Here is a 7,560-nt window from a genome sequence, read left to right as displayed (position 1 = left end):
GTGCCAACGTCGAGAATCTGTATTTCGGCGGTAGTGGCAACTTTGCGGGCAGCGGCAACGAGCTCAATAACACGATCGTGGGCGGTGCGGGTAACGACGTCCTCATCGGCGGCGCAGGCAACGACGTTATCATCGGTCGCGCAGGTGCCGACACGATGGCTGGCGGTATCGGCAGCGATGTCTACGAAGTCACCGACCTCGGGGACGTGGTAAACGAGCTTGCCGGTGCCGGCAGCGACTCGGTCTGGACCTCGCTCGCGAGCTACACCCTGGGTGCCGACGTCGAAAATCTGTTTTTCGGCGGTAGCGGCAACTTTGCGGGCACCGGCAACGGGCTGGCCAACACGATCGAGGGGGGGGCAGGTAACGACGTTCTCACCGGCGGTGGCGGTAACGACGTGATGAGTGGCGGCGTCGCCGGTAACGATACGTTCGCGTTTGCTGCGGGTTTCGGCAGCGATACGATCCTGAACTTCGGAGCCAATCCGGCCGGGCAAGACTTGCTCAATATCACGGCGCTGGGGATCAACAGCGCGACGTTCGCTGCCAACGTGACCATTACGGCCAACGGGGCGGACACGGTGGTAGGGATCGGGGCGGACACGATTCACCTTGTGGGTGTCAACAGCGCAGCCGTTGATCAGACGGACTTCATTCTGGCCACTTGAGGTCCTGGTCAGTACTGTCGCAGGGAGCGTGGACAGCGGAGGGGAGGGCAATGGATGCCCTCCCTTTCTCCTTCCATTCAATTGCCCATCAGCTATCGGGGGTGCCAGCAGCGTACTGGAACTCATCAAAGCAGGTTGGAACCGAACTGCGAAATCAAAGAAACAATGAAAAAGGAAACCCGGCCTTGAACACTTCAGCCATCTGCCTCTTGAGCAGTCTATTGGTTTCGATCGCTGCTTCTGCTACCGGGGTTAATCCGGTGTTCGACCTGGATTTCACCAGGTCAGCCACGGAAACGCTGAAAAAACTGCACATCAACGACGCTTGTATTATCGCCATCTCAAGTCCTGCTGCGTTTACGTTCTGCCGAGAAGGGTCATCAACGCTCTGGAAGTATCAGGCGCTGGATCTGGAGCAACAGGCGCTGATCCAGATTGGCCAAAAGCGGTCTTCGACGGACTTTCAGCAAATAACCCTTGTGGAAGTCGACAGCGTTGCTTGCGAACAGGATCACCTTGTGGAATGGGTTAAACCAACTATCAGGCATGGACTTGTCCTTGGTCTGATTACCCTGTTTCTGTTGGCCGGCCTGCGATATACCTACCGGGCGATCATGCATTGCTGTTATGACGAGGCTGGCTTTTCGAAGTTCGGCTTACAGCGATTGGACGAATCCTGGTCAGCGCACAATTCAACGGTAATGGCGTTGGTCGCATGGGGTATGGCGGCAGCTATGGCATTTGTTTACTTCGGGTTTTGAGCATGACCACAATTAGCGGATGTGCCGTTTCAAGATGTTCGCCATTCGATGTACTTTGACTCCGTGCAGTTCCACTCGCTGACGATTGATTGATTGATTGATTGATTGATTGATTGATTGATTGACTTGCTTGATATCCTGTTTTTTCAGTTAATCCTGAGTTTCTGTCTACCTGAAAGGGTGGCTGGATCACCGTGAAATTCGCAATTGGAGTTTGCTCTGGATGAGAGCTGCTCGCTATTGCGCGAGTTGTGGGATGTATAACAGCTATTGATTCTGTTGATGGCTTATCCGTTGCTGATTGCGTTCGGGTTCCTGACGATGCTGGCGCTACTCCTTCCTGGATGCAGATGCTCCCTATCTTTCGATACAGAGCATCTTCGTTGAACATCACCCTTGTTGATCGGTTTTCATACAGTCTGCAGGGCACCATTCTTTAATTACAGAACGGCCGTAATGGGGGTGATAACCATACGAGCGGCCTCGCTTACCAACTCACCCTCACCCCCGCATTGCCACTCACGCCTTCCAGGGCATTGGTGTCCAGATTGGTGTTGTAATCCGCCGCCAGGTACACGCTGACCGTTGACGATAACCGCGCCACCACACCCACTCCGAGATCGGCAGAGGACGATTTGTGATCACTCTTGATCCGGTCCACGTCATCATAGGTCACGGAGTCACTGCCGCCAAAGGTGCGCCAGGCGTTCGCCCGGACGTAGGGCTCGATGGGCGTGTTCTGTACCAGGTAGCGCCCTTTCAGGCGTGCACCGAGGCGACCGGTCCAGTAGTCCTGGGAGTCGAACGAGACCTTGGAAATACCGTCGTTCTGGCTGTCCATATCGATCTGCTGGTTGATCACCTGGACCTGTGGCTCCACCACCCAGTGCTCGGAAATTGCAATCGGATAGCCGGCTTCGGCGGACAACGCCAATGCATGGCCCTTGCTGTCCATTTTCACCCCACGGTCGGATTTGTTATCGCCATCCAGGCGCGTGCCCATGGCCACAAGGTCAACGTACCAGCCCACGGTTGGATCGGTGAGGGTCCAATAGGCGCCGAAGTTGTCGCCGTCGAGTTCGATCCGCCCCGAACGACGGTCCTGGAATCCCTCGGCGAAACCTTTGACATCGCCCTGCAAGCGGCTCTGGCCGACGAACAGGCCGAAGCGTTGGATCTGCCCGCCGCTGGTTTCGGAGGCATACAGGTCATGGCCCACTTGATAGCCCTTGGTAGAACCGTCGAAGCTGGGGGACACGGTGCCGGTCCAGCTCTTGTTGAAATCGCGGCCATAGGCACGACCCCAACCGGCCGGGACGGCACCGGTTTCGCTCAACAGGCTTTGTTCGCCCTGGCGGTCGTGGAACGTGCCCAACGCTTGCAAAGTCATCAACTGCGCGGCTGGCACCACCACCGAATACACGGGCACCTCCAGGCGGTACAGTGGAATAGGATCGGCACCTGCCATCGCTGTCGGTAATGGCGGGGTACTGACAGCAGGTTCCGGAGAGGTTTCGGCCGGGATTTGGTTGAGCGGAGGTGCAGTGGGTTCGACCGGAGCAACGGGCCTTGAAGTTGGCGGCTCCACGGGCGGTTCATCGGGCGTAACCACCGGCGGTGTCGGTGGAATCGGTGGTACCGGCACCACTACCTGCGGCACCGGTGTCGGCGGTGGTACCACCGGCGGTTGTACCGCTGCCACTGACGAGCGCAGGTACCAGTTGTTTTCCGAGCCTGCCGTTACACCCCCCTTGAACAGATAGTACTCATAGGCCCCGGCAGAAACCGAGCCTTTCAGGGCAAAGGCATCGGTAGTGCTGACTGCGCCGTTGAGCGCCTGCACCACTTCGATCCCGTTGCTTTGCGTCAGGCCGCCCAGGCCACTGAGATTGGTCACCGCCAATTGGGTATTGCCGCTGATGCTGCCGTCGGAGACCACCAGTTTGTCAGTGGCGGAAGTATCGTCGCCGAGCACGGTTTGCAGCCACAGCTGGCCGTTGTTGCCGACGTAGTTGCCGTACACCGTCAGCGAGTCCGCGGCGCTGTTGCTGCCGGTGGTCATGTCGATGGTGCCGGCGTTGATGAGGGTCGCCCGCTGGCCGGCGGTGTAGGGTCGGATGCTGCCTTGGGTCACCGCCAGCACGCTGGTGTTGTCGATGGAAACCGTGCCGGCATTACTGGCGCTGTCGCCGAGGAAAAAGTCGCCAGCCAGGTCAAAGTGCGAATTGTTGTTGAGGCTGACGGTTTCCCAACCGATGTAGCGGGAGGCCGTGTTGGAAGTGGTGTTGTCGAAGGTCAATTGATCATTGCCCAGGCCGCCGTCGATCGATGGGGTGGCGCTCAACAGGCTTTCGGTCAGGCCGCTGAGCAGCGCGGTATCGTTACCATCACCCATCAGCACGGCGGACTTGATCTGGCCGCCATTGAGCCAGTTGAAGGTGTCGTTGCCGAGGCTGGTGCGGATCTCGCCGTTTATCACGCCGCCGCTGACAGTGATGCGGTCGTCGCCGCCGCTGACACTGATATTGCCGCCAATCGTACCCCCGGTGACGATAATCCAGTCGGTACCAAATCCGGTGACGAGGTTGCCAAGGATCGAGCCGCCGGACATGTCATAGATGTTGTTGTCCAGTTTCATGTCGACGCGGCCGATGGTGCCGCTGGTTTGCTGCGCCACGTCGCCATCTTCAAAGGCGCCGACGATGGTGCCGCCGGTCATCAGGAAGGTGTCGCGGCCGTCGCCTTGAGCCAGAGACTGGATCTGCCCGCCACTCATCACAAAGTCATCGATGCCATTGCCTTGGGAAACCGCACCCGTGACCGCACCGGCACTGATACGGAAGCGATCGGCACCATCACCCTGAGTGATGCTGCCGACGATTCGTCCGGAGTTCATGTCGACGAGGTCGGTGCCAGCCCCGGTAACAATGTTGCCGTTGATGGTACCGGTGCCGTCAATCGGGAGGGTCAGGATGTTGTTGCCCAGCAGGTCGGTCAGGCCGACAGGGCTGCTGCCACTGTCGCAGACATACGCATCGACGCCGGGGCCGGGAGTGAGTACGCAAGCCGCTTGCGCCTGTTGTACTGCCAGACTTAAAAGCGACAACGCCCCCACTTGAAGAAGTCCATTTTTTCCTGCACGAAGCGCAAGGTGCATAAGATCCCTCTTATTTAATGTCATTCTGATATTGTGTGGAGGTTTTATTTTGTAGTTATATCTAGACCATCAATACGATATCTACAAGGAAATGGGCTTGTGGTCCTTTCGTCGATTGCCCAGGACCTCAGCAGGGTGTTGCAGGCGAATAGAAAGTTAAAATCCACAACGCTGAGCTGGGAAAAACGGATGAGTTCCGCTCTTCGATTTAGTACCTCTGCTGGGTATGAGTGAGACAATTCCTGTTTTTTCGCCATAAGTGGGTGGTTATATTGTCTTCCAGTTAGTTTAAATTGTTTTTTCTGGAATATATCGTGTCAAAGATTGCGTTGTTTTTACTTTTTGGTTTTGTGTTGTCGGATTACGTGCTCGCGTCACCCAAAAAACAAATGCTTCTAAAAGTGCGTCGTACATGAATTGCGGTTCAGGTCTGGCCACGGCCAAGCGTGTAGCCCAGTTGGAGGTGTGCTTCAGAGTGCCGCCATTCAGCGCCGCACCGCGAAAACTCCTCTGGCAATGGCCCGACATCACGACATAAAACATTTCACACACGGCGTCCATGCTGGTTTTTAACGTTCCCGCGACACGGCTGGCTATGGCTGGCTGATTCCATTCTTAATGCAAATAATTCCAATCGAAGTGAAAACTCATGACCGCAGGTCGTTTTTGTTTTGAGTCATTCCCGTTAGCCCAATGTTGCTGCTCATTTCGGTCAATAAGTTGTCATTTACGGTCATTGAGGGATGACGGCACGACTCTTAGTCTGTCGAACATGACTGATGGGGGCCGCAGAGCTCCCGCACTTTCCGTGATCGCTCGATGTGGAGTTACCGATGACCGCCGCTCAATACCCGCACCTGTTGGCTCCGCTGGACCTGGGGTTCACCACGCTGCGCAATCGCACCCTGATGGGGTCGATGCACACTGGCCTTGAAGAGAAACCGGGTGGCTTCGAGCGCATGGCGGCGTACTTTGCCGAGCGTGCCCGTGGCGGTGTCGGCCTGATGGTCACCGGCGGTATCGGCCCGAATGACGAGGGTGGCGTGTATTCCGGCGCGGCCAAGCTGACGACCGAAGAAGAGGCGCTCAAGCACCGTATCGTCACCCGTGCCGTGCATGACGCGGGCGGCAAGATCTGCATGCAGATCCTCCATGCCGGTCGTTATGCCTACAGCCCGAAACAGGTTGCGCCAAGTGCGATCCAGGCACCGATCAACCCGTTCAAGCCCAGGGAACTGGACGAGGAAGGCATCGAGAAGCAGATCAGCGATTTCGTCACCTGCTCGGTACTGGCGCAAACCGCCGAGTACGACGGCGTGGAAATCATGGGTTCCGAAGGTTATTTCATTAACCAGTTCCTCGCCGCCCATACCAACCACCGTACCGACCGCTGGGGTGGCAGCTATGAAAACCGCATGCGCCTGCCGGTGGAGATCGTTCGTCGCGTGCGTGAAGCGGTAGGCCCGAACTTCATCATCATTTTCCGTCTGTCGATGCTCGACCTGGTTGAAGGCGGCAGCACCTGGGAAGAGATCGTTCAACTGGCCAAGGCCATCGAGCAGGCCGGCGCGACCATCATCAACACCGGTATCGGCTGGCACGAAGCGCGGATTCCGACCATCGCCACCAAAGTGCCGCGCGCGGCGTTCAGCAAGGTTACGGCCAAGTTGCGGGGTTCGGTCAATATTCCGCTGATCACCACCAACCGTATCAACACCCCGGAAGTCGCCGAGCAGATCCTGGCCGAGGGCGATGCCGACATGGTGTCCATGGCACGGCCGTTCCTCGCCGACCCGGATTTCGTCAACAAAGCCGCTGAAGGTCGTGCCGATGAAATCAACACCTGCATCGGTTGCAACCAGGCCTGCCTCGACCACACGTTCGGCGGCAAGCTGACCAGTTGCCTGGTGAACCCGCGTGCCTGCCACGAAACCGAGCTCAACTATCTGCCCGTGCAGCAACTGAAGAAAATCGCCGTGGTCGGTGCCGGCCCTGCCGGTCTGTCCGCCGCGACCGTGGCCGCCGAGCGTGGCCATCAGGTGACGCTGTTCGATTCGGCCAGCGAAATCGGCGGTCAGTTCAACATTGCCAAGCGCGTTCCGGGCAAGGAAGAGTTCTACGAAACCATTCGCTACTTCAACCGCAAGTTGCAGACCACCAACGTCGAGGTGTGCCTGAACACCCGCGTCGACGTGGCCGGGCTGGTCGAGGGCGGCTACGACGAAATCATTCTGGCCACCGGCATTGCGCCGCGTGTGCCGGCCATTCCAGGGGTGGAAAACGCCAAGGTGCTGAGCTACCTGGACGTGATCCTGGAGCGCAAGCCGGTCGGCAAGCGCGTCGCGGTGATTGGTGCCGGTGGTATCGGTTTCGACGTTTCCGAGTTCCTTGTGCATGAAGGCGTCGCCACCAGTCAGGATCGCGCCGCGTTCTGGAAGGAATGGGGCATCGATACACACCTTGAAGCGCGCGGCGGTGTCGCCGGTATCAAGGCCGCGCCCCATGCGCCGGCCCGCGAGGTGTTCCTGCTGCAACGCAAGACGTCCAAGGTCGGCGACGGCCTGGGCAAGACCACCGGCTGGATTCATCGCACGGGCCTTAAGAACAAACAGGTGCAGATGCTCAACAGCGTTGAATACCTGAAGATCGACGACGAAGGCCTGCACATCCGCATCGGCGAAACCGGCGAAGCTCAGGTGCTGCCAGTGGACAACATCGTGATTTGCGCCGGGCAGGATCCGCTGCGCGAGTTGCATGACGGCCTGGCGGCGGCGGGGCAGAGCGTGCACCTGATCGGCGGCGCGGATGTCGCGGCAGAGCTGGATGCCAAGCGGGCGATCAATCAGGGGTCGCGGTTGGCGGCGCAGTTGTAATTCACGTAATCAGGCTGTTCACAAAACCCTGTGGCGAGGGGGCTTGCCCCCGTTCGGCTGCGAAGCAGTCGTATTGGGGCCGCTTCGCACCCCAACGGGGG

5 protein-coding genes are annotated in these 7,560 nt (G+C 58.2%); 3 read left to right on the top strand and 2 right to left on the bottom strand.

From position 1 onward, the window contains the following. Together AC1RS8_RS17445 and AC1RS8_RS17440 are read left to right on the top strand one after the other, a co-directional pair. Positions 1-668, top strand: a 668-nt coding sequence (locus tag AC1RS8_RS17445; protein ID WP_493163166.1) for a calcium-binding protein, incomplete at its 5' end; no start/stop codon positions are given. A gap of 50 nt (positions 669-718) precedes the next feature. Next, the gene (locus AC1RS8_RS17440; RefSeq protein WP_489338895.1) at positions 719-1,429 is read left to right on the top strand and encodes a hypothetical protein; all 711 of its coding nucleotides are present in this window, start codon (positions 719-721) and stop codon (positions 1,427-1,429) included. A 487-nt stretch (positions 1,430-1,916) separates the two neighbouring features. Here AC1RS8_RS17440 and AC1RS8_RS17435 read toward each other — a convergent pair whose 3' ends face one another. Further along, positions 1,917-4,586, bottom strand: coding sequence for an autotransporter family protein (locus AC1RS8_RS17435; RefSeq protein WP_489338894.1), 2,670 nt, complete (start codon positions 4,584-4,586; stop codon positions 1,917-1,919). Between the two features lie 288 nt (positions 4,587-4,874). Further along, positions 4,875-5,147 carry a hypothetical protein gene (locus AC1RS8_RS17430; RefSeq protein ID WP_489338893.1) on the bottom strand — a complete coding sequence of 91 codons (273 nt, stop codon included), beginning with the start codon at positions 5,145-5,147 and terminating at the stop codon, positions 4,875-4,877. 272 nt (positions 5,148-5,419) lie between these two features. Between AC1RS8_RS17430 and AC1RS8_RS17425 the strand changes: the two genes are divergently transcribed. Next, positions 5,420-7,459: an oxidoreductase gene (locus AC1RS8_RS17425; RefSeq protein WP_489338892.1), complete on the top strand. Its 2,040-nt coding sequence runs from the start codon at positions 5,420-5,422 to the stop codon at positions 7,457-7,459. Positions 7,460-7,560: the final 101 nt, after the last annotated feature.

This window comes from Pseudomonas sp. GW821-FHT12A04 (assembly GCF_058807755.1).
The sequence above is the reverse complement of the archived record's forward strand: the minus strand, read 5'-3'. Positions and strand labels throughout refer to the sequence as shown.

Bases quoted from the DNA above. Each gene is read 5' to 3' on its own strand.
- AC1RS8_RS17435 (WP_489338894.1), bottom strand. From the start codon at position 4,586: ATGCACCTTGCGCTTCGTGCAGGAAAAAATGGACTTCTTCAAGTGGGG.
- AC1RS8_RS17425 (WP_489338892.1), top strand. From the start codon at position 5,420: ATGACCGCCGCTCAATACCCGCACCTGTTGGCTCCGCTGGACCTGGGG.
- AC1RS8_RS17430 (WP_489338893.1), bottom strand. From the start codon at position 5,147: ATGGACGCCGTGTGTGAAATGTTTTATGTCGTGATGTCGGGCCATTGC.
- AC1RS8_RS17440 (WP_489338895.1), top strand. From the start codon at position 719: ATGGATGCCCTCCCTTTCTCCTTCCATTCAATTGCCCATCAGCTATCG.